This window comes from Methylobacterium sp. B4 (assembly GCF_003201865.1).
In the GTDB taxonomy this organism is placed as follows: Bacteria; Pseudomonadota; Alphaproteobacteria; order Rhizobiales; family Beijerinckiaceae; genus Methylobacterium.
On the sequence record NZ_QJJJ01000007.1, the window covers coordinates 184,179 to 206,271 of the forward strand.

13 protein-coding genes are annotated in these 22,093 nt (G+C 69.5%); 7 read left to right on the forward strand and 6 right to left on the reverse strand.

All coding sequences use genetic code 11. From position 1 onward, the window contains the following. Positions 1–89: 89 nt before the first annotated feature. The 3 genes from BY998_RS11895 (at position 90) to BY998_RS11905 (ending at position 8,038) form a co-directional block, all read left to right on the forward strand. Positions 90–4,703 carry a MupA/Atu3671 family FMN-dependent luciferase-like monooxygenase gene (locus tag BY998_RS11895; protein ID WP_110351827.1) on the forward strand — a complete coding sequence of 1,538 codons (4,614 nt, stop codon included), beginning with the start codon at positions 90–92 and terminating at the stop codon, positions 4,701–4,703. A 189-nt stretch (positions 4,704–4,892) separates the two neighbouring features. Then, positions 4,893–6,224 carry a polysaccharide biosynthesis/export family protein gene (locus BY998_RS11900; RefSeq protein ID WP_181425494.1) on the forward strand — a complete coding sequence of 444 codons (1,332 nt, stop codon included), beginning with the start codon at positions 4,893–4,895 and terminating at the stop codon, positions 6,222–6,224. A gap of 80 nt (positions 6,225–6,304) precedes the next feature. Next, entirely contained in the window at positions 6,305–8,038 is a 1,734-nt protein-coding gene (locus BY998_RS11905; RefSeq protein WP_110351829.1) for a Wzz/FepE/Etk N-terminal domain-containing protein, read from the forward strand. A gap of 247 nt (positions 8,039–8,285) precedes the next feature. Here the strand turns inward: BY998_RS11905 and BY998_RS11910 are convergent, their stop codons facing one another. Together BY998_RS11910 and BY998_RS11915 are read right to left on the reverse strand one after the other, a co-directional pair. Further along, a complete protein-coding gene (locus tag BY998_RS11910) occupies positions 8,286–8,993 on the reverse strand; it encodes a DUF1275 family protein (RefSeq protein WP_110351830.1) in 708 nt (235 codons plus the stop codon). Between the two features lie 43 nt (positions 8,994–9,036). After that, entirely contained in the window at positions 9,037–9,255 is a 219-nt protein-coding gene (locus tag BY998_RS11915) for a hypothetical protein (RefSeq protein WP_110351831.1), read from the reverse strand. 98 nt (positions 9,256–9,353) lie between these two features. On the opposite strand from BY998_RS11915, the gene BY998_RS11920 reads away from it, so the two are divergent. Further along, positions 9,354–10,223 (forward strand): LysR substrate-binding domain-containing protein, encoded by an 870-nt coding sequence (locus BY998_RS11920; protein ID WP_110351851.1) that lies wholly within the window; start codon positions 9,354–9,356, stop codon positions 10,221–10,223. Positions 10,224–10,313: 90 nt separating this feature from the next. Here the strand turns inward: BY998_RS11920 and BY998_RS11925 are convergent, their stop codons facing one another. The 3 genes from BY998_RS11925 to BY998_RS11935 all read right to left on the reverse strand — a co-directional run bounded on the left by BY998_RS11925 (position 10,314) and on the right by BY998_RS11935 (position 16,245). Next, on the reverse strand, positions 10,314–13,151 hold the full coding sequence (locus BY998_RS11925) for a glycoside hydrolase family 9 protein (protein ID WP_110351832.1): 2,838 nt from the start codon (positions 13,149–13,151) through the stop codon (positions 10,314–10,316). A gap of 1 nt (position 13,152) precedes the next feature. Then, positions 13,153–14,496 (reverse strand): glycosyltransferase, encoded by a 1,344-nt coding sequence (locus tag BY998_RS11930; RefSeq protein ID WP_181425495.1) that lies wholly within the window; start codon positions 14,494–14,496, stop codon positions 13,153–13,155. A gap of 393 nt (positions 14,497–14,889) precedes the next feature. After that, positions 14,890–16,245: an O-antigen ligase family protein gene (locus BY998_RS11935; RefSeq protein ID WP_181425496.1), complete on the reverse strand. Its 1,356-nt coding sequence runs from the start codon at positions 16,243–16,245 to the stop codon at positions 14,890–14,892. Between the two features lie 316 nt (positions 16,246–16,561). On the opposite strand from BY998_RS11935, the gene BY998_RS11940 reads away from it, so the two are divergent. Together BY998_RS11940 and BY998_RS11945 are read left to right on the forward strand one after the other, a co-directional pair. Next, positions 16,562–17,926, forward strand: coding sequence for an oligosaccharide flippase family protein (locus tag BY998_RS11940; protein WP_181425497.1), 1,365 nt, complete (start codon positions 16,562–16,564; stop codon positions 17,924–17,926). Continuing rightward, on the forward strand, positions 17,923–18,972 hold the full coding sequence (locus BY998_RS11945; protein ID WP_210205497.1) for a glycosyltransferase: 1,050 nt from the start codon (positions 17,923–17,925) through the stop codon (positions 18,970–18,972). The genes BY998_RS11940 and BY998_RS11945 overlap by 4 nt, the downstream gene beginning before the upstream one ends. Before the next feature lie 245 nt (positions 18,973–19,217). Here the strand turns inward: BY998_RS11945 and BY998_RS11950 are convergent, their stop codons facing one another. Beyond that, on the reverse strand, positions 19,218–19,445 hold the full coding sequence (locus tag BY998_RS11950) for a hypothetical protein (protein ID WP_245421568.1): 228 nt from the start codon (positions 19,443–19,445) through the stop codon (positions 19,218–19,220). Between the two features lie 942 nt (positions 19,446–20,387). Between BY998_RS11950 and BY998_RS11955 the strand changes: the two genes are divergently transcribed. Next, the gene (locus BY998_RS11955) at positions 20,388–21,182 is read left to right on the forward strand and encodes a response regulator transcription factor (RefSeq protein ID WP_110351837.1); all 795 of its coding nucleotides are present in this window, start codon (positions 20,388–20,390) and stop codon (positions 21,180–21,182) included. Positions 21,183–22,093 lie beyond the last annotated feature (911 nt).

Sequence of the window (22,093 nt, forward strand, 5' to 3'; positions counted from 1 at the left end):
GCCGCCGCGGCGGACCTGCTCGCAAGAAGTCCCGGCAAGGGTCCGCGACGGGTCGGCTCGGCGCATCCGAACACCGAAGGCAAACGGCGATGAGGGCTTCCACCGAACGTCGGCTCGTCCTGATGGGCGACCAGTCGCTGCTGGCGCAGTGCGGCGAGACCGCCCTGCGGCGCGGGCACCGGATCGTGGCGGTGGTGACAGCGAGCGATGCGGTCGCGCACTGGGCCGACGAGGCGGGACTGCCCGTGATCAAGGCCGGGTCCGACGTCGCCGCAGCGCTGGCGGAGGAGGCCTTCGACTGGTTCCTCTCGATCGCCAACCTGCGCATCGTGCCGCGCAGCGTTTGGGGCCGGGCCCTGGAGGGCGCGGCGAACTTTCACGACGGGCCGCTGCCGCATTATGCCGGCCTCAACACCCCCGCCTGGGCGATCCTGAACGGCGAGGCGAGCCACGGCATCACCTGGCACGCCATGACCGATGCGGTCGATGCCGGCGGCGTCTACGTCGCCCGCCGCTTCGAGGTCGCCCCGGACGAGACCGGCTTCAGCCTCAACGGCCGCTGCTTCGAGGCCGGCATCGAGAGCTTTGCCGAGTTGCTCGACGGGATCGAGGCGGGCACCCTCGCGCCCCGGCCGCAGGAGCCGGGACCGCTGACGCTCTACCGCCGGACGGCACGCCCCGAGGCCGCCGGGATTCTACGCTTCGACCGACCGGCCGAGGAGTTGGCCCGGCTCGCCCGCGCCCTCGACTTCGGGCCGGGCTACGCCAACCCGCTGCTGACGCCGAAACTCTGCATCGACGGGCGCGCCTACCCGGTCGCCTCGGTGTCGGCGACCGGCGCTTTGACCGTGTCGCCCCCCGGCACGGTGCTGGACGCCGACGCGGACGGCCTCACCGTCGCGGCGCTCGACGGGGCAGTGCGGGTCGAGGGCCTGCGGCAAGAGGACGGCACGGCTCTGGCCGCCGACACCCTCGCGGCCGCGGGCGACGCCCTGCCGCTCTTCGAGGCCGGCGCGCTCGCCCAAATCACCCGCGCCGCCGAGCCGGCAGTCCGCAACGAGGCCTGGGGCGAGGCGCGCCTTGCCGCCCTCGCACCCCTGGCGCTGCCGGAGATCCGTCCCGAGGGCACGGGCGCGACGCGCTTCGAACACCTCTCCGTCGGCCTTCCGCCTGTGCTGTCCGGGACGCGCGCCCTGGCGATGCTCGCCGCCTACCTCGCCCGCGTTTCCGATGAGCCGCGCTTCGACGTCGCCTACGCGGATGCCCAGGTCGGCGCGGCCGGCCGCGCGTATCCGGGCCTGTTCAGCCCCGTTCTGCCGCTGCGCATCGAGGCGGAAGGGATGACGGGCGACGGCCTGGAACGGGCGGTTGCGGCCGAGATCGCGGCCTTGCGGGCGCGGGCGACGCTGCCCGCTGACCTGCCGCTGCGCCGGCCCGGTCTCGCCGTCCCGCGCTACGGCGTCGCCCTGGTCGAGGGGTCGGGCCCGGACCACGCCGTTCCCGGCTGCCCCCTCACCCTGGTGGCCGGTGGATGCGAGGCGCTGATCGTCTACGACGCCGCCCGCCTGCCCAGGGAAGACGCGGAAGCGCTGGCGGAGCGCATCGCGACGTTCGCCGCCGCCTTCGCCGCCGAGCCCAGCCGGGCGATCGAGGATCTGCCGCTGCTCTCGGAGGCGTGGCGCGAGCGGATGCTGGTCGCGTGGAACCGCACGGAGACGCCCTACGACGCGGCCTGCATCCACGCTCTGATCGAGCGGCAGGTCGACCGCACGCCGGAAGCGACCGCGCTCGTCTCCGGCAGCGAGAGCCTGAGCTATCGCGCCCTCGACGAGCGGGCGAACCGGGTCGCCCACGCCTTGCGCGCCCGCGGCGTCGGGCCGGACCAGCCGGTCGGGCTCTACGCCGCCCGCGGGCTCGACCTCGTGGTCGGGGCGCTCGCCATCCAGAAGGCCGGCGGCGCCTACGTGCCGCTCGATCCGGCCTACCCGCGCGAGCGGCTGGCCCTGATGATCGAGGATAGCGGCCTCTCCGTCGTCCTGACGCAGCGCGCGCTGGCCGGCTCGGTGCCGGGCGCCGCCCAGACCATCCTCTCCATCGAGGAGGCGGGCACAGGCCCGGCGACCCGGCCGGAATCCGGCGTCAGCCCGGCGCACGCAGCCTACGTCATCTACACCTCGGGCTCGACCGGGCGGCCGAAGGGCGTCGTGGTCGAGCACCGCAACGTCGCCAACTTCTTCGCCGGAATGGACGAGCGGATCGCCCGCGACGAGCCGGAGCAGCCCACGTGGCTCGCGGTCACGAGCCTGTCCTTCGACATCTCGGTGCTGGAGCTGTTCTGGACCCTGTCGCGCGGCTTCAAGGTGGTGGTGGCCGCCCCCCCGACCGGGGCCACGGCCGCGCCGGCCGCCGTGCCGATGACGTTCAGCCTGTTCCACTGGGGTCAGGCCGAGCGCGGGGGCGAGATGTACCGCCTGCTGCTCGAAAGCGCCCGCTTCGCCGACGCCCACGGCTTCACCGCGGTCTGGACGCCCGAGCGTCACTTCCACGATTTCGGCGCGCCCTACCCCAACCCGGCGGTGACCGGGGCCGCGGTCGCCGCGGTGACCTCGCGGGTCGCGATCCGGGCGGGAAGCTGCGTCCTGCCCCTGCACCACCCGGCCCGCGTCGCCGAGGAATGGGCGGTGGTGGACAATCTCAGCGGGGGACGGGCCGGCATCGCCTTCGCCTCCGGCTGGATGCCGGAGGACTTCCTGCTCCGCCCCGAGAACGCTCCGCCGCGCAACAAGGACGCGCTCGTGCGCGACCTCGACACCGTGCGGCGGCTGTGGCGCGGCGAGGCCGTCCCCTTCGACGGGCCCGGCGGCACGATCGACGTGATCACGCAGCCCCGGCCCGTCTCCCGGGAACTCCCGGTCTGGATCACCACCGCCGGCAATCCCGACAGCTTTCGCGAGGCCGGGCGGCTCGGCGCCAACCTGCTGACCCACCTGCTCGGGCAGTCGGTCGATGAACTGGGCGAGAAGATCGCGATCTACCGCGGGGCGCTCGCCGAGGCCGGGCACGATCCGGCAGCCCACACCGTGACGCTGATGCTCCACACGCTGCTCGGCGAGGACCGGGAGGCCGTGCGCGCCCTGGCGCGGGAGCCGATGCGGGAATACCTGCGCAGCGCCGCCGCCCTGGTGAAGCAGTACGCCTGGGCCTTCCCGGCCTTCAAGCGCCCGGCCGGCGTGACCCAGCCCATGGCGCTCGACCTGCGCACCCTCGCACCCGAGGAGATGGACGCGATCCTCGACTTCGCCTTCGAGCGCTACTTCGAGGATAGCGGCCTGTTCGGCACCCAGGCCGACGCCCTCGCCCGCGCCGCGCAGGTGAAGGCGGTCGGCGTCGACGAGATCGCCTGCCTGATCGATTACGGCCTGCCCACCGCCACGGTGCTGGAGCGCCTGCACCCGCTCGCCGCCGTGGTGGCGGCCTGCAACCGCGGGGCGGCCGAGGCGGCGGAAGAGCCGGACGGGCTCGGCGCGCTGATCCGCCGGCACCGGATCAGCCACCTGCAATGCACGCCCTCCATGGCCCGCATGCTGCTGGGTTCGCCCGAGGACCGCGCGGGACTCGGCGCGCTGCGTCACCTCTATGTCGGCGGCGAGGCCGTGTCCGGCGACCTGCTCGCGGAACTTCGGGCGGCGGGTGTCGCCACGATCACCAACATGTACGGACCGACCGAGACGACGATCTGGTCCTCGACGCACGAGGCCCTGCCCTGCACCGGCACGGTGCCGCTCGGCCGCCCCATCGCCAACACGAAGCTCTACGTGCTCGACGCGCGGATGCGCCCGCTGCCGCCGCTTCTGCCCGGCGAACTCTATATCGGCGGCGACGGCGTGGCCCGGGGCTACCTCAACCGCCCCGACCTCACCGCCGAGCGCTTCCTCGACGATCCCTTCGCGGGGGGCGGGCGCCTCTATCGCACCGGCGACCTCGTGCAGTTCGAGCCGGACGGGACGCTGCGCTTCCTCGGGCGCATCGACGGTCAGGTGAAACTGCGCGGCCACCGGATCGAACTCGGCGAGATCGAGACCGCCCTGCGCGCGGAAGTCGGGGTCGCGGAAGCCGTGGCGATCGTGCGGGAGGACCGGCCGGGCGACCAGCGCCTCGTCGCCTACATCGTGCCGGACGGCCTCCCCCCGTCCGCCGAGACGCTGCGTGCGGCGCTGGCGCGGACCCTGCCGGAGATCATGGTTCCGGCCCATGTCGTGACGCTGGAGCGCCTGCCGCTCACGCCCAACGCCAAGATCGACCGCAAGGCGCTGCCGGCCCCCATGGTGGAAGCGGCCCCGGCCGCAGCGGAGGCGGAGGCCGAGGCGGCCGAGCCCGCCGACGGGCTGGAGGCGGCGATCGCCGGCGTGTTCGGCCGGGTGCTGGGGCTGGAGCGGGTGGCAGGTGATGCCAGCTTCTTCGCGCTCGGCGGCCACTCGCTGCTGGCGATGCAGGCGCATCGCGACCTCAAGGCGAGCGTCGCGCCCCGGCTCGGCATCACCGATCTGTTCCGCTTCCCCTCGGCGCGGGCGCTGGCGCGCCACCTCGCCGATGCGGGTGCCGCCGACGCGGCTCTGGCCAGCGTCTCCTCCCGCGCCGCCCAGCGCCGCAACGCCCTGCGCGGCCGGGGCGTCGCCCTGCGCGAGACCCGCGACGCGGGCTGAGCCTGCGGGCGCTTCGCCGAAAGGCGTAGCGCCCGGCGCATTCGGCCGAGTACCTCAGCCGGACGCATCCGCCCCGCGCACCGCAGCCCACGAATGGTCAAGTCGCAGTGCGGACGCGGGCGCACCTAGGATCTTTCGGCGCAATGTTGCGGCGCGATCGTTTCGGCGGCCGGCATCGACGGGATGGCCATGACTGCTCTTCTTGCTCCCTCCCCCACGAAGCGCCTGAGCGCGGCCGTGCTTCTCGGCCTGTGCCTTCTCGGGGCGAGCCCGCGGGTCGCCGCCGAGACGGTGCAGTACCGGCTCGGCGCGCAGGACAGGCTGCGCATCCACGTCTACGAATGGCCGGCCCTGACCGGCGAGTTCACGGTCGGCGCGGACGGGATGCTGTCGCTGCCGCTGATCGGGCAGGTGTCGGTCACCGGCCTCCAGACCGCGGATCTCTCCCAGGAGATCTCGACTCGCCTCAAGGCCCGCGCCGGCCTGACGGAGCCGCCGGACACCGCCGTCGGCATCGCCCAGTACCGGCCCTTCTACGTGATCGGCGGGGTCGAGCGCTCGGGTGAGTACACCTACCGGCCGGGCATGCTGGTGCTCAACGCCGTCAGCATCGCCGGCGGCGCCTATCGCCGGCCGGAATCGGCGAGCAGCTGGCCCATCCATGTCGAGCGCCTGAGGGCGGATGCCGAGTTGCCGATCCTGCGGCAGAAGAAGCGGGAGCTTCTCGCCCGGGAGGCCCGCCTCAAGGCCGAGATCGCCAGCCTGGAGAAGCAGACGTCCTCCCCCGCGACGAATCCTGCGGCGCCCGAGGGCGTGCCGGGCCTGACGACCGGCGAGCAGCGGATGTACGGCGCCCAGCGCTCGCACCAGATCAACGAAATGCGGGCGTTGCAGCAGTCGGTCACCCTGCATCAGGAGGAGATCGTCAACCTCAAAGGTCAGCGCGAGGCCGCCGAGAAGCTGCGCCAGTCGGTCCTGCGCGAACTCGCCGAGGTGCGCGAACTGATGGGACGGGGCCTGACGCCGACCTCGCGCATCCTGCCGCTGGAGCGCACGCTGGCGCAGATCGAGCGCGAGCAGAAGGAGCTCGACGCCCAGGCCCTGCGGGCGCGCCAGAGCATCAACACCGCCGAGCGGACCGCCTCCACCGTGCGCGACGAACGCGCGGTGGCCGCCCTGCGCGACCTGCTGGAGGCCCAGGCGCAGCTCACCGATACCGACGGCCGCATCGCCGGCGCCGAGCGGCTGATGCGCGAGAGCGCGATCCAGGCCGGCGAGGCCGCCGTCAACGAGCGCGATGCGCCCACGCATCTGGCCTTCGCCATCGTCCGGGTGGAGGGCGGCGAGGCCCGTGAGTTCGAGGCGCAGGAAACCACGCTCGTGCTGCCCGGCGACATCCTCAAGGTGCAGCTCGTGCGCCGCGAGGCGGTGCAAGGCCTGGCCCAGAACAGCGGCACCGCCGCGCGCCTCGCCGAGCAAGCGCGGGTCAAGGTGAACCTCGCCACCGAGGCGGTCCCCTGACCGGGCCCTCGGCCGGCTCGGCGCAATTCGCCCGCGAAACCGCTCCGGAAGGGGCGAGACCGTACTGAGAGTCGACGCCAATGCTGCACGTCAAGGGTAACCCGGCCAACCTCGTCGGTAACACGCTCCTTCTGGGTGGCGAGGACGAGATCATCGACTGGCGCTGGATGCTGTCGGCGATCCGCCGCCGCCTCGGCCTCATCGTCAAACTGATGCTGCTCGCGGCCTCGCTCGCGGCGCTCTACGTGGTCATGCGGCCGGTGATCTACACCGCCCACACCCATCTCCTGCTGACGAACCTGAAGCTGACCTTCAGCCGCGACGACGCGCTCTTCGCCGAATCCCTGCCCGACCCCTCCTTCCTCGAAACGCAGATGCAGATCATGCGCTCGGAGAAGATCGCACTCGCCGTAGCCGACCGCCTCCGCGCGACCGAGGGCGACGAACCCCAGGTGCCAGGCCTGCTGCACCGGCTGCGCGCCGAGGCCGCCGCCCGGATCGGCGCACTCGCTTCTCCGGTTCCCGAGGGCGAGACCGAGACGCCCCTCGACGCGATCCTGCGCGACGCGGCCGACGCGATCCGGCCGGCCGCGGGTCAGGATTCGGGCGACCCGGACGAGGCCCGCCGCAAGGCGATGAAGGCGGTTCAGGCCGGCTACAGCGTCGATCGGATCGGCATGAGCAACATCGTGATGATCCGCGCCACCGCCGTCGAGCCGGAGCGGGCGGCCCGGATCGCCAACGAGGTCGCCCGCGCCTACACCGACGATCAGGTCGCGGCGCGGATCGAAGCGGCCCAGTCGGCCAGCATCTGGCTGCGCGAGCGCCTGCGCGACGTCGGGCCGAAGACGCGCGTCATCGCGCAGGCGGCGCCCCCCACGGAGAAGAGCAACCCGCGCGGCATCTTCATCGTCGCGCTCGCGGCGCTGGCGGGGGGCACCCTCGGCGTCACCTACGCGCTGCTGCGGCAGATGTTCGACCGCACGGTGCAGAGCCCGGAGCAGGTGGTGCGGGCGACGGGCGCCCAGTGCCTCGGCATCGTCCCGCGGCTGCGGGGCGCCGGGCTGCTGGCGCGCTGGCGCGACCGCCTCCGCCGGGGAACGCCCCTGCGGCGGCTCTCGATCGCGGATTATGCCGCGACCCATCCCGCCTCGACCTTCGCCCAGACACTGAGCCATGCCAAGGTCGCGATCGACCTCGGCCTTCCCCCCCGCGCGCCCCGCTGCATCGGCGTCACCGCCGCCTTTGCCGGCGAGGGGGCCTCGACGGTGGCCGCCAACCTCGCCCATCTCCTCGCGTCCCGGGGCGAGCGCGTGCTGCTGATCGACGGCAACGGGGCCGATCCCGGCCTGACGCGGCGGCTGCTGCGTCGCCCCCAGGGCGGGCTGATCGAGTGCCTGGCGGCCGGCGGCGTGAGCGCCGAGGCGATTCAGGTCGACCCGGCCGACGGGATGCATTTCCTGCCGCTCGGCCGCGCCGACGCACCGCGGGCGGCGCCGATCTGGACCGAGGCGATGCGCGGCTTCCTCGCCGAGGCGGGGCGGGACTACGAGACCATCGTTTGCGACCTGCCCCCTCTTGCCTGCGTCGCCGAGGCGCGGGCGGCGGCGCAGTACATGAGCGGTGTGATCCTCGTCGCCGGCTGGCGGCAGGTCGAGGCGGAGCATCTGCGCATCGGCCTCGCCCAGGCGGGCCTGATCCGGGAGAAGCTCCTGGGCGTCGTGCTCAATCGGGTCGACGTCGCCGCGCTTCGCCGCACCGGCTCCCCGGCCGCCGCCTTCCTCTGGCGCGCGAGCGGCCGAGAGCAGGCCTGATCGCGGATTCGGTCGCCCCAGCCCCGCCGTCGTCGCGAGCACCACCGCCTCCTTTCGGAAGAAGGCGGCACGCTGCCGTAGAACCGCGCGACGCCTGCGAGGCATCACTCTGGCATCCGAGTTCATCGGCCGAATGAGGGTCTGGCGAGGGTCGGAAGCAGCGGTTGCCCCATCCCCCGGGGGCGGACGTTCGGCAGTGAGGTCTTCCTGGCGAACGCAGCATTCCGCTGCGTATCGCCGACGTCACTCACGTCGCGGCATTCGCCTCGGCAGGCGTCAGCGCAACGAAGGCGATCAAACCGATCAGAACCATGATCGGCAGCGCGACGCAGCCGAACGCAAGGTAGGCTATCCCGTAGGCTCCACACAGGGCGCCCGCGGCGAAGGTCGCGATGGCCGGCAGCAGCCGCAGCAGCCGCGCGCGCGCCGGAGCGGCGTTCCCGGACGTTCTCAGAATGAGATCCATCGCGTCGATGACGGCCTGACTCACGCTCACGGTCATCACCGTGGTGGGAGCCAGATGGCCGAGCGAGAGCCGACCGATCGCGTTCTGCACGCCCATGGCCGCGACGGCGAGCATGCCGACGACCAGAGCCGGGGCACCGTCCGGCGCATCGAGCGGCGACAACACCGTCCCGCACAAGCCGAAGCCCGCGAGCAGGGCCGCTTCGACGGCGAGCAGCCAGGGCAGCGGATCGGCCCCCTGTCGCTCCAGGAGCAGCGCGACGATGCGGGCCCAAGCCACCGCCCCCATGAAAACGGGCAGAGCCAAGACCTTCGCCAGCACGCCGGTCGAACTCGCGACCAATTCGGCGCCGATCAGGACGAAGTTTCCGGTGACATGGGCCGTGAACAAGCCTGTAAGCGCGATGAAGGCCGCGGCATCGACGAAGCCGGCAACGAAAGCGAGAGCGGCACCGGCGGAGGTGCCGCCACCCGTGGCCTGCGGCTTCACGAGAGCGTCCTGAATTGATTGGCGTTGAATGCGCTTCGATGCACTAATCACCGAGCGAATCGACGCTCACCGCGATCGGCGCCTGAGGGTTGGCAAAGTAACCCGGCCATCGATCGCAAAGGAACATAATCGCAAACACCAGCGCGACCGTCGCCAGAAGGAAGGCGAGAGCTTCCGTGACCTGATGCGCCCATCGGCCGAAGGCAGGGATCGCGACGAAGCCGCCGATGAAGATCATGGCTATGGCAACGGGTGCGGTCATCGGAAGAAGCGTGGCGCTGATGGGGGATACCGGTTCGGTCTGGACCCTAAGCCGGCCGGGCTCTGAAGCGGTAGGGATATCGGCTATCACGAGTCATGATGAGCAGCCTGAACGTCGATCAGATCCGCTCCTTCCTGGCCGTGGTCGAGAACGGGAGCTTCACAGCGGCCGCGCAGACGCTCGGGGTGCGGCAGTCCACGGTCAGCGGGCATATCGCGCGGCTGGAACAGGCGCTGGACCGTTCTCTCCTCATGCGGGACACCCATCGGGTCGCCCCGACGCCGGATGGCCAAGCCATGATCGGCTTCGCGCGCGACGTCTTGGAGGCGCACGACCGGCTTCGCGCCTTCTTCTCGCCGGGCGGCCTGCGCGGCCGCATCCGCCTCGGCGTCTCCGAAGACTACACCCTGTCGGCCCTGGCACAGGTTCTGGCGCGGTTCGCCGAGTGCCACCCTTCGGTCGATCTGCAGCTCACGGTCGGGCTCAGCCGGGCCCTCTACCAGGGCTACGACGCGGGCGAACTGGATGTGATCTTCTGCAAGCGCCGACGCGGCGATCCGCGCGGCGCATTGGCCTGGGCGGAGGAGCTGATCTGGGCAGGCCGACCGGGCTTGGTTCCCGATCCGGCGCTGGCCTTGCCCCTGGTGCTCTATCCGCCGCCTTCGATCACGCGCACCCTGGCGCTCGATGCTCTCGAAGCCGCGGGCCGCTCCTGGCGGATCGCCTGCACCAGCGGCAGCCTGATGGGGCTGCGCGCGGCCGTCGAAGCGGGCCTGGGCATCACGCCGCACTCGGCCAGGGCGATGCCGCCGGGACTGGCCCCGATCCCGGAGACGGCCGGGTTGCCCCCGATCGGGGAGGTCGAGTTCGTGGTGCTCGGCTCAGGCCGCCAGCATGCCGTCGCGACAGCGCTGCAGGAGACGATCCTCGCGGGCATGGCGGAGCTGCAAGCCGTCCCTGAGGGTTGAGCCCCCGAGTACCTCACGGCGTATGTCGAGGGATCGGCCAAGGATCGCCATCCGGGTTTCACATCGGACCACGGGTGGGTTCAGGCGGCCTCATCGCCGCTCGGAGGAGAGCGCCGCCGGCATCGGGCCGGGATCGCGGGCCGGGGTCGGGCGCCCGGCTTGCGCCGCGAGGTGGAGCCAGAGGGCGGCGGTGGTGCCGATGGTCTGCTGCACGGTGTATTCCTGCTGCATCACCATCAGCGGATGCTCGATCAGGTATTCGAAGTAGGGCATGGCGAAGCGAGCCGGCTCGATGCGCCGCTCGGCCGGGATGCCGGGCTCGTCCTCGGGGAAGATCGACCAGGGCGGGCCGAACAGCCAGTCCGGGGAGAAGGCCGCCTGAGGGCCGAAGCCGTAGACCGTGATGCCGGGGGGCACCGGTACGCCCATGGCGCGGTGATCCTCGTGCAGGGGGTGGCGGATCTGGCGCAGACCGAGGCCGGTGGTGAAGCTCAGGCCGAGCTGGTTGGCGCCGAGCAGGGTCTGGGCGGTCTGCTCCATCACCCGCAGCAGCTCCGGGTGCCGGCTCAGCCGGTGCGCGCGGATGAACAGGCGGGTCATCGCCTCGTCCGGCACACCGCCCTGGCCCCAGCCGGCTGGCGCGTAGGGATGCTTCATGCCCGGATAGCTGAACGCGCGCTGGGCTGCCGCGAAGCCGGTCGCCTCTCGGACCAGGGCGGCCTCGATCTGCCCGCGGATCCGCGGATCGGCTCCGGCAGCCGCGGCGTAGTCCCAGGCCGCGTCGGCCCGCCGCTCGGCGATGCCGAAGCCACCGCCCCAGGCCTCCTCGAAGACCTGCCCGAAGGCGCGGCCCTCGCCGGCGCGGAACAGGGCGGCGGCGGCCATGACCCGGAACGGGCCGGTGATCCGCTGCAACGTGGCCCGCCGCGTCTCCCAGGGGACGGTCGCGAATAGGCCGGTGGCGCGTCCCGCGGCCAAGGCCTCGGCATAGGCTGCGTCCGGCTTCGCGGAGCCGGCCTCGGCCCAGCGCCACGCCCGCAGCGCGCTCTCCCCGAACAGGGCGGCGGGCGCCTCCTGGCCGAGCCCGCGCAGGATGCGCGCGAGCCCGGCGGCGGCGCCCACGTAGCGGTAGGTCGCGATCGGATCGGGGGCGTAGGCGAAGACCGCCTGATGCTCGAGGTAGCTCGGCTCGCCCAGCAGCGGCCCTCCCGCACTCTCGATGCCGCCGCTGACGCCGCCGTCCGGCGTTTGGAGGCGGCGGAAGAAGTCGAGCACCCAGATCGGCTCGTGCAGCAGGTTGGGCAGGGCGTCGGTGGCGGCGTAGACCGGATCGTCGAGCAGCTCGCTCGATCGCGGCAGGCCGAAATCGGCTTTGCGCAGATGCGGCGGCAGACCCTCGAACAGTTCGAGAAGGAGGCTGGCCACGTCGACGTGCTGGATGCGCCGGTCCCAGTCGCCGGCATCCATGTATCCGCCCCAGAAGCCCGCCGGGGCGTCGCTGCCGGTGAGCCAGGCCGGCTCCACCGCCTTTTCGATTGAGACGAACCCCTCCAGGCCCTCGACGGACCAGGCAAGCGGAAGGCGGCTCAGGCGTATCGGCAGGTCGGGTCCCGGCCGGAAGGCGGCGGGGCGGCGGAAGCCGAACCGTCCGTCGAGGGCGATGCCGCTGCGATGGTTGTAGAGCCCGCCGACCGCGACCCGCGCCGCGTCGAGCCACACGGTGTCGGCGACCGGAAAGGGATCGGACACGCCGAGCCCGGGCACGTAGAGCCGGTAGGGACCGGGCCGGCGCGGGCTCCAGGACGAGTAATCGAGCTCGAACACGAAAGTCCCGGCCCGGTTCGCCGGATGGGCCGGTGCGAGGCTGCCGCCGGCCCGGTCGGAATCGGGCAGCACGCGGTCCGGCAGGGCTGCGGTGAAGCCGTCGCGGGTCGGCTCCTTGACCGTGACGAAGTAGGGCACCCGCTCGCCGCCGAGCCGCTCCAGGGCGATGCGCTCGCCCGCCCGCAGACCGTGGGCGCGGGCCGAGACCAAGCCGTCCCTGGCCCGGAAGCCGTCGAGCGGACGGCGCAGGCCGCCGATGTCGAGGCTGTCGGGCAACGGCTTGGCCAGACCGTTGCCGGGCTCGGGCGTATCCGGCGCGGTGCGCAGGCGAATCTCGCCGGAGAAGACCGCCCGGCCGTCCCCGTCCAGCACCACGAAGCGGTTCAGGCCGTAGCGCCGGAAATCGACCGCGCCCGCGTCGGGACCGCCCGGCAGCCACAGGGCGAGGTAGGCGGTCTTGGCGGTGTCGGCCGGTGCGTGCCCGACTTGCGTGCCCCGCAGGGCGATCGCCCGCGTCGCCCGGTCGTCGTAGCTGAAGGGCGTCGGCGGCAGCACCTGGCCAGGCCAGACGATGGCGTGGTTGCCCCGCGGCACCGGCCCGTCGAGCTTGAGGTAGACGTGGTGGCGGAAACTCGCCCCGACCCGAGTCGATCCACCCTCGCCGCGGAGGATGCCGGAATCGTAGGGCACCGACTTGCGGTAGACGGCGAGCACCTGCCGCCCGCCGATCCGGCCGTAGCCCTCCGCCGCGTCGACGGCGCGGCGGTCGAGAGGCGTGCCCGGCTTCGCATCGGTGAGGCGCAGATGCCTCCGGTGCGGCCCAATCACCCGGCCCCAAACCTCCCCGTGGCGGATCCAGGTTCCGGGCGCCTCCGAGTGGGGCGCGTCGAGGGCGAGGATGCGGCCCGGGACGAAGGCGGGATCTTGCAGCTCGACCGCTAGGATGTCGGGGGCGGCGATTGTGACCTCGTGCACGCCGACCGCGTCCGGCGTCGTCCGGGCCGGCTGCGCGGCCAGCGCGTGCCCGAGCAGCAGCCCCGCGAGCAGCAGCGGGCCGAGCCTGCGGCCGAGGCGGGCGAACCAATCGGGGGGACGGGCGGCCACCTTAAAGATTCCGTCGCAACAGGTCGGCCCGCTCGCGGTAGACGGTCTCCTCGTCGAAGCGGGTGCCGGTGCGGGCCGCCGCCTGCACCATGGTCGCGAGGCCGGCACGGTCGCCGTCGAGGGCGACGAGGTGCGCGGCGAGGGCGGCGGGGTCGTCCATGGCCGAGAGGCGCCCGCCCCCGTCGCGCGCCACCAGATCCTCGGAATAGGGGCTGGCATAGCCCAGCAGCGGCGTGCCGCAGACCAAGGCCTCAATGAGGCAGCGGGGCGATTCCGGCGTGAGGTGGCAGAATAGTAAGAGGTGGGCTCCCCGCATCGCGGCGAGTAGGCGCTCCCGGTCGCCCTCGAAGCCCGGCAGCGCCACGCAATCGACGAGGCCGAGATCCTCCGCCCGCGACCGCATGGCGCCGAGCATGGGGCCGTCGCCCCACCACGTGGCAGTGAAGCGCAGGCCTGCCCCCCGGGCGAGGCGCAGCGTCTCGAGCCAGTCGAGGGGGCCCTTCATAGCGCTGGCTCGCCCGACATAGACTAGGTTCAGCGGCGCGCCACCGAGGAGTGTCTTGGCCTTCTCCGCGACCGCCTCCTCCGGGATAAGGTCGGCGCGGGTCGTGTGCGTGTCGTAGACGCAGAACGGGTGGCGGGCACGGGGGGCGTAGGCGCCGAACGTATCCCGCCCCTGGAACAGCCCGAGGGCGCTGCGAGCGATCAGGCGATGGTGGTAGCGCACCATCAGGGGCAGGGAGAGGGCGTTCTTGAGGCGTCGGCGGAAAGGAGCCCCAGCGGAGGTCCGGCGGATCACCGCGTGCTCCACCCGGTCGAACCAGACGGCGTAGGGCCGGCCCTGGCGGATCGATTCGAGGGCTGCGACGCCGCCCCAGTCGCCGGCGAGCGAGCCAAGGGTGTAGCAGAGGTAGCGGCTAGCCCGGATCGCCTCGGCGAGCCGGCGGCGCGTGCTGGAATAGTGCTGCGCGAAGGGCAGGAGACGGTAGGCCTCGGGCAGGGCGATCACCGTGAGACGGTTCGCGCAGGCGAGATCCGCAACCGGGCGCCAGACGGCGGAGGCCTGTATGTCGGCGGACGCCCCCTCGCCCGCATCGATCCCGGTGAACGTGATGCGGGTAAAGTTCTCGCCCCAGCGCTCCAGGCCGGCGCAGGTCTGTTCGTCGAGGCAGAGCCGGCCGCCGATCCGACGCAGGGGCACGTGGGTGACGAGGAGCACGCTGCCGGGACCCGGATCGCCCGGCCCGGCGCCGCCGGTGCGCGGCACGGCGTCCGCGGCATCGCGCTCGCCCGTTCGGTCGCCCTCGAAGGCCAGCGGCGCGCGGGCGAGGGTCGTGCGAGTCATGTCGAGGGGCATCGTCCCATCCGCGGGCAAAGGATCGGCGAGAGGGCCAGTGAGCGGATGCTGTGGGGCCTTGCGCGACGGGACAACCTGTCCTTTGCGGTCGAAGGATGAGTCCGCTCATCCCGAAGCGGTAGGCCGGGCTCGCGCCCGCGGGCCGCGTGCCGTCGGGCTTCGTGTCATACGGCTCCCGACTGATCGCTTCGGTATCCCGCTCCCCGTCACCCCGAAGCCGCGTAGCGGCACCCGGGATCCATCCGTGATGTGGGCGGCACGGCCAAAGCAAGGCCCGTCGTGGATGGCATGCCTCCGGCGCACCCGTTCGGCTCCAGGTTCGCTTGATGGCCCCCCAGACGAAGGTGAAGGCCAGACCGAACCCTTCAGCCGGAAACCGTGTCACTCGGCCGGGGCGAGGAATTCCCGCCTCGCCGGGAGGGGCGCCGGCCTCGGCTCCGGCCTGCGCGCGCGCCGCTCGACCGTGTGTGCGAGGCCCAGGATCATTCCGATCACTACGGCGAGGAGGTAGAGGCTGTCGCGCAGGAGCAGGATGTATTCGAGCGTCGAGTGGAGGCAGACCATGAGCAGGCCGAGCCCGAGCCCGATGAGCAGGTCCCCCTCAGGCCCGGTCCGGCGGGGCCAGCCGACGCGGAAGGCCCGCACAAGGGGATAAGCGAGGAGGAGAAAGAGCCCGACGAGGCCCGGCCATCCCGTCTCGGAGGCGGCGAGCAGGTAGGCGTTGTGGACAAGGTTGTTGCGGTTGCCCTCGTTGGCGATGACGCCGGCCTCGTCCGAGTAGCCGAAGTTCTTGGCGATGTAGACGTAGTGGTTGGCGCCGACCCCGAGCGGCTTGTCGAGCAGGATCGCGGTGGCGGCGCGCTCGAATGCGGCGCGCTCGTCGTACTCTTCCTCGTTCAAGGGATTGGCCTCGAAGCGCTTCTCGAAGGAGCTGACCGCGAGCGGGGAGAAGGCCGCAAGGATGAGGAAGCCTGCGGCGCCGATGAGGATTTTGTGCGCGGAAACCCGGCGCAGACTCGACAGAATGTAGATCAGCACCATTCCGATCGCCGCGAACAGCAGTGCGGCACGGGATGTCGTGAGCACGACGGCGGCGATGCCGGCGAGCGGCACCAGCACCGTGCCCCAGTCGCGACGACCGGAGAGCAACAGCGCCACCTGCGGGAGCACGGCAAAGTGGAGCACGAGCCCGAGCGTGTTCTGATGGCCGAAGGTCCCACTGGTCTGCACAGTGCCGAGCCCGAAGCGCTGATATGCGGTCGCGAAGCCTTCGAGGACGACGCCGAGCGCCAACCCCGTCAGGATGTAGCGCAGGATCACGGGATCGCTGCTGACCCGCGCGACGACGACGAGCAGCAAGCCGGCCCGACAGATCTGCCAGAAGTAGAAGAAGGCTGCCGTCGGCGCGGCCGCCTGAAGAAGCGACAGCAGGACGGCGACGAAATAGAGAGCCAGAACCGCGGAGTAGAATGAGGGCAGCCGCGGCTTGTTGAGGCCGAAATAGATCGCCAGGACGAGGAGGTCGAACGCCGTGACCTCGATGCCGCTGACGAGACCCGGCCAGTCCGCGCCCCAGCTCAACAGTGCGAAGTCGAGCTGCGGCAGCGCCGGCTGAAGGAACGGCAGGAGTCCAAACAGAATCCACAGACGTTTTCCCAGCACGTCGCCGCCGCGCACCCAGATGACGAACGGCACGAACAGGCCGAGTCCGGCAGCTAGAAGCAGTGCAGTGGGCATGGTCGCGCTATCCGAGCAAGGCCGGGTGCCTCGAACATAGGCACGGGCACGCGCGGCTCGAACCTGCGCCATTCAGGGGTTTCGTCGCGCGCTTGAGGTAGAACCTTACCCCGTTCGGGGGATCGCCTTCGGCCTGCTCCGGCGAAGGACGGCATGTGTCCCGCGAACTGCCTGCCGCTATCGTGACAGTCCTATCGCGCCCCGAGCCAGCCAGTGGGGAGAGGACCGTGCGTCCGTATCCAAGACTTTCGATCGAGCCGTTCGATTTCGCCCGCGCACGTCGTCCATCTCCCTCCCGGATCAAAGAGACCGTACGGTGAGTAGTGCTCTGGCGCTTTCCCGCAGCGCGATCCTAAGCGGCAGCGCTTGGACCATCGGCACCTACGCGGCCAGCGTCGTGCTGCGTTTCGGCTCCAACGTCATGCTGTCTCGGCTTGTCGCCCCCGAAGTCTTCGGGATGATCGCGATCATCGTCGTTATCCGTACAGGGGCAGAGCTTCTGTCCGACATCGGCATCGGCCAGAACATCGTCAACAACCCGCGCGGCGACGATCCGGCGTTCTACAATACCGCGTGGACATTGCAGATTCTGCGTGGACTGATCCTGTGCGTCCTCTGCTGCCTCTTCGCCGGTCCGCTGGCACAGATATACGGCGCGCCGGAATCGGCGATCCAGCTCGGGGCGCTGACGCTCGCAGTGCTCGGTACAACGTCGACCTCGCTCTGCCTGCTGCAGCGGCGCCTGCGGCTGCCGATGCTGACCATGTTCGACCTGACTCTGGATTTCATCGGCACGGTCACCCTGCTGCTGCTGGTGTCGTGGAGTCCGACGATATGGACGATCCTGCTGTGCAATTTACTGAGTTCGGTAATGCGGGTCGTGGCCAGCTTCCTGATGCCCGAATCACGCAATCGCCTGTGTCTCGACCGGCGTCATCTCGGCGAGATCGTCCGGTTCGGCAAATGGATCTTCCTATGGTCGATGGTCGGCTTCTTCAGCCTCAACGTCGACCGCCTGTACATCGGCACCATGGTGCCCCTCGCCCTGCTCGGCGTCTACAGCATCGCCCGCACCATGGCCGAACTGCCGGCCGCCCTCGCGGGACGGCTCGGTCATTCGCTCGTCTTCCCCCTGGTCTCGGCGGCCGGCGACATGCCCCACGAGCGGTTGCGCCGGGAGATCGGTCCGATCCGCCTCGGCTTCCTGCTGGTCGCGGCAGTGGGGATCGGGGGCGCCGCGGCGGGCGGAGATTTCATCATCCGCGCCATCTACGATCCTCGCTACGCACTCGCCGCCGCGATGCTGCCGCCGCTGCTGCTCGGCAGCTGGGCGACGATCCTGTGCACCACGAACGAGTATGTCCTGATCGGTCAGGGCCGCCCGAAAGTCGGGACAGTCGCGAGCTGCATCAAGCTCGGATATCTGCTGATCGGCCTGCCGCTCGCCTTCCAGGTCGGCGGGATACTCGCCGCACTGACGATCCTCGTGACAGCTGACATGGTTCGCTATGCGGCACTCCTGATCGCTCAGTTGCGCACGCGGACAGGCTTCGGCGCGCACGATCTCCTCGCCACGGCCGTCCTGCTCGCGACGCTCCTCCTGCTCACGCTGCTGCGCGAGTGGTTCTCCCTCGGCACCGCCTTCGACGGCCTGTCGCATCTTCGCGGAGGCAACCTGTGACCGGCATCCTCCCGACGGCTCCCGCCTGCCCCCCCGCCCCGGCCGTCTCCGATGCGGCGGAGGGTCCTCTCGGCTTCGTGGTGATCGGCCGCAACGAGGGCGAGCGGCTCAAACGCTGCCTCGCCTCGCTCGCGGGCACGCCCTGGCCGGTCGTCTATGTCGATTCGGGATCGACCGACGGCAGCGGCGCCCATGCCCGCTCGGTCGGCGCGGAGGTGGTCGAACTCGATCCGGGGCTGCCCTTCACCGCGGCGCGGGCACGCAATGCGGGGATCGTGCATCTGCGCCGGATTCAGCCCGAGACCGTCATCATCCAATTTATCGACGGCGATTGCGAGGTGCTCGAAGGCTGGCTCCCCGCCGCCCTGCGCGTGCTCGGGGCGGACCGGCGTTGCGGCGCCGTGGCGGGACGGCGGCGCGAGCGGCATCCGGACGGATCGGTCTACAACCTCCTTTGCGACATCGAGTGGAACACGCCGGTCGGGCCGGCGGCCGCCTGCGGCGGCGATGCCCTGGTGCGGGTCGCCGCGCTCGACGCCGTCGGCGCCTACGATCCGATCCTGATCGCGGGGGAGGACGAGGATCTGTGCGTGCGCATGCGGCAGCAGGGATGGACGATCCAGCGCATCGACGCCGACATGACGCTGCACGATGCCGCCATGACGACGATGCGCCAGTGGTGGAAGCGCACCGAGCGTTCCGGCTACGCCTTCGCGCGGGTGCATGACCGGCACAGGGCGTCCGCGGTCCCGCATTTCCGAAGTCAGGTCCGGAGCACCCTGGTCTGGGGCGGTGCGGTCCCGGCTTTGCTCGTCGCGCTGACGCCGATCTCGCCGCTGCTCCCGATCCTGGGACTTCCCCTCTACGGACACCTCTCCTGGCGGGTCGCGCGCGGGCTGAGGCGGCGCGGCTTCGTGGAGCGCGAGGCCTGGACCTACGGTGTTCACTGCGCGCTGGCCAAGCTTCCGCAGATGGTGGGCTATGCCCGCTTCCACCTCGACCGCCTCCGGCGGCGCGACAGCGGCCTGATCGAGTACAAGGGCTGACGGAGCCCAATTCGTCGCGGCAAGCTCTCCGCCGCGGCAAGAGCTGCTCGGCAAGACCTTTCCCGCTCCGCTCATCGGCAGCGCCGCACGGGGCGGCGCTGCCTGTTGCCGGCGGCTTCGGCCGAGCCTCGATCCTGCCGCCGATGCCGGCCGGTGAGACCGTCGCCGCAGTATCGCTCAGGAAATGCCCTCGACACCGACGTCGTCGCGGGAAGGCGCCGATGATCGGGCAGATCGTGCCCGCCTCAGAGCGGCAGACACTTCCTGACCACACCCTCGTCGTCGCGCACGACGAGGAACCATCCATTGTCGATGTCCTGGAATTCTCCGGCGGCGCGCAACTCGTCGACGCCTGCGGTCACCTGCTCCAGCGCGGAGGCGAGATTGATCGCCCAAACGCCCTCCTCGTCACGGATCGCCTCGCGTCCGTTCTCAAGGTCAAAGTGAAAGCGAGAGTTCAATCCTGCCTCCAATCGAATCGTCCCATGCGGTAGTTAAATGAAAAGATAACCCGAAGGCCCGGAAATCCGGCTACCAACTCCGATCAATGAATTCCAGGGACGGAAAAATCCTGACGTTCATCTGTCGACCCTCGGCCGCCCCTGGGCGAATCGCGGCGAAAACGGCGACCTTTGGAGGTAGACGGCACGGCCCGGATGCGCAGCCCGCCGTGCACCAACTACCCCTTCGAGGCCGGCAAATGATCCGCCGTGCGGTAACCATACTCCAATGAAGTAACGGCGGCATCGGACCTGAGGCCCAGGACCGGGAACGCGAATCATCGTGAAGTGCGCGCCCGGACCATCCTGCACAGAACGAGGATCGAGAGCCGCTTTTCAGCACTGCTTAAGCAGTTTATACTTAGACCCAATACTTGCGTAAAGCGCAAGATGATCGGATTCGTTCCTGGGAAAATTGATTTTTATTCATGCGATGGAACTAAGCGCGAGAATAAGAGCGGACCCAGATCTTACCTAAGATAAATCTAGGAAATTCGACTTGAAAGCGACCCTCGAGAGCCAAAGCGACTGCGCAACACCGCAAGATATTTAATATAAAATATGAGCTTGACCATAAGAATTACATTAAGGCTATTGCCCCATCAAAGTATACAGCATCCAGAGAAGAACATTCTACGCCGAAGCAAGCCTAGAGATATTCACTTATTCAAAACTTTTCTATTACAGATTTTGCGCGATATACTTTTGATATGCTTTTTTCGAAATCAAACTCGCTGCTGCGGATACCCAAAAGGAGTACCCAATCCAATTGACAGAATCTCTAATTTTCCGTTAACGTCTTCTCAATGCAAAGCTACTGCGCTCCGATACAATCAGACGCTGAAGTGAGCAGGGGGTACCGACTGGATCGAACTAAAGATGATTGATTAATTTCAGATTTCCGAGGGGGGAAAGATGAACACCGTCGATGTCGTGCGAGTTGGTACTCCGGCTGGTCGGCATATCGCCTTTGAGTCGCAAGTCGACCAGGATGGGTTTCTTTCTCAAGCCGCCAGTACGGCGGACACCATAGCCGTGAAGGCCGCAACAAGCGGCCACACCATCATCCTGATCGATCATCGTCCTCTGGTCGGTCAGTGCCTGCTCACGTCGCTGCGCGGGACCGACAAGCTGTCGACCTTCGCGCTCTACCCCAGTCTTCAGCACTGGCGCGCCGACGCGGTGCATGCGGCGCCCTCCCTCGTCGTCCTGTGCCTGCCGGGCGGGCAGACGGCGGACGCGGAGCTCGCCTTCGTCACCCGCGATCTGGCAGAGCTGCGCGGCTGTAACGACGCCGTTTCGGTGATCGTGATGTCGGACACCGAGAGTGCCGAGGTCATCGTCAAGATCTTCCAACTCGGCGTGCAGGGATACATCCCGACCACCAGCTCGCTCGACGTCGCCGTGCAGGCTTTCCGGCTCGTCTGTGCCGGCGGGGTCTACATGCCCGCCGCCTGCATGCTCACCGCGCTCGCCAACGGCTCGACCAAGCCGCAAGGGACCAAGAAGGACGACGAAGTCTTCTCGCCGCGTCAGATCAGCGTCGCCCGGGCCTTGCGGAAGGGCACGCCCAACAAGATCATCGCCTACGAACTCAACATGTGCGAGAGCACCGTCAAGGTGCACGTTCGCAACATCATGAAGAAGCTCAAGGCGAAGAACCGCACCGAAGTCGCCTATCTAACGAACAAGTACTTCCAGGACGAGTAAATCCTGACAATCATGTGTATGGATCGCCGAGATGCATGCCGCGTTTAGTTAGCATCGTCTCACGTAAAACCTACGCAGATCTGCGACTATCGCTGGTAGAGCAAAATTTATTGCAGGGAATCCCTTCGCGGCGTACCGCGAAGGCCTCACCGAAAAGCCGGAGACGATATCACGGCGCACCTCCTGGGTTGAGAAAAAGCCTGTCTGTCGTGATAAGTCGGTCGCGATCCAAGGCTCCTGCCGGCCCCAAACCCTTGCGGCCCGGCCCCAAGCCCTTGCGGCTCGGTCGGAATAGGCTCGCGGTTCCAAGTCGCCCGGAGCTATACGAGGCCGGCCCTCATGCGCGTGGCAGTCCGATCGGGCTACACCCTCGCGCATCGACTCCGCGTTCAATCCTGCGCCGTGCTCGGAGCCTGTTTGACCGATGCAGGCAGCCGGTCCGCCGATCCGCTCGCCCGATCCATCCCTCTCATCCTGAGGTCTCCCCTGCCTCGGTAAGAAGCCTCAAGGGAGACCTCCCGAAGACCGCCGCGGTCCCTCGATCCCCTTTCGAGGCCGCTCCGCGGCACCGCAGAACGAGCGAAGGCCTGGGTACACGCGAACCAAACAGGCCCTCGGACGCTCGACCACCATGCCACGAGAAATGCCCGTTGGGCCAAGTTCTCGACGGCAGCGTCCGCGCAGGGAGCGACGGCCAGGACCGTATCCGAGCTAATCGCATCCGGGCGGCGTCTTCAAAATTGGTATCTCGATGCACGATCCTTCGACGAACCAATGATCCCTACGTCGAAATTTATTCGAAGTCTTTATCGTGGCTGTCAATCGGCGTTGAAAAGGGACCCGGGATCGGCGTCCAAAAAGGACCCACTGGCGGCATGGTTTCCATTGATCGGCGACGCAGCGGGCGACGC